This window comes from Geomonas limicola, assembly GCF_014193675.1.
In the GTDB taxonomy this organism is placed as follows: domain Bacteria; phylum Desulfobacterota; class Desulfuromonadia; order Geobacterales; family Geobacteraceae; genus Geomonas; species Geomonas limicola.
The window spans coordinates 1-1,208 of the sequence record NZ_BLXZ01000017.1; the positions used below are offsets into that span (position 1 = coordinate 1).

1 protein-coding gene is annotated in these 1,208 nt (G+C 68.1%); it reads right to left on the reverse strand.

All coding sequences use genetic code 11. From position 1 onward, the window contains the following. A partial coding sequence (locus H7688_RS22445; protein WP_183363494.1) for a beta strand repeat-containing protein occupies window positions 1-1,208 on the reverse strand: 1,208 nt, incomplete at both ends.

Here is a 1,208-nt window from a genome sequence, read left to right on the forward strand (position 1 = left end):
GCCTCGACACCGGTCAGGGCGGTCACGCCGCTGGCATCCACGGTCACCGTGGTGGCTGCGTCGATGGTGTTGAGATCCCCCGCGTCGGCCGAACCGGTCACCGTCACGGTGTAAGCGTTGCCGGTGCCGTTGAGCCCCGCGAGGGTAGCTGCGGAGGTGTCGCTCAGGGTCGCGGTGATGACACCGTCGGTGGCAGCCTGGAAGCTGTTCGCTTGTGCCACGGTCACTGCATCGGAGACGGTGATCGCCTCGTGGGTCGACAGGGTGATCCCGCCGGCGGCGACTGCCGTGGCAATGTCTGACTCGAGGCCGGTAAGCGTGGTGACACCGCTGGCGTCCACAGTTACCGTGGTGGCGCCGTCGATGGTGTTCAGGTCGGCGGCGTTGGCAGAGCCGGTCACCGTCACGGTGTAGGCATTACCGGTGCCGTTGAGCCCCGCGAGAGTGGCGGCGGAAGTGTCGCTCAGGGTAGCGGTGATGACGCCGTCGGTCACTGCCTGGAAGCTGTTCGCCTGTGCCACGGTCACTGCGTCGGATACGGTGATCGCCTCGTGGGTCGACAGGGTGATGCCGCCGGCGGCGACTGCCGTGGCAATATCAGCCTCGAGACCGGTAAGGGTCGTGACGGCCGAGGCCCCCACGGCAACCGTGGTGGCGGCGTCAATGGCGTTCAGGTCGGCGGCTGCGGCAGAGCCTGCAGCCACGGTAACGGTGTAGGCATTGCCCGTGCCGTTGAGGCCTGCCAGGGTCGCTGCCGAGGTGTCGCTCAGGGTCGCGGTGATGACACCGTCGGTCACTGCCTGGATCCCGTTCGCCTGGGCCACGGTCACTGCGTCGGAGACAGTGACCGCCTCGTGGGTCGACAGGGTGATCCCGCCGGCGGCGATGGCGTTGGCGATGTCGGCCTCGACACCGGTCAGGGCGGTCACGCCGCTGGCATCCACGGTCACCGTGGTGGCGCCGTCGATGGTGTTGAGATCCGCCGCATCGGCGGAACCGGTCACCGTCACGGTGTAAGCGTTGCCGGTGCCGTTGAGCCCCGCGAGGGTTCCCGCAGCGTGGTCGCTCAGGGTCGCGGTGATGACACCGTCGGTGGCAGCCTGGAAGCTGTTCGCTTGTGCCACGGTCACTGCATCGGAGACGGTGATCGCCTCGTGGGTCGACAGGGTGATCCCGCCGGCGGCGATAGCCGTGGCGATGTCAGCCTC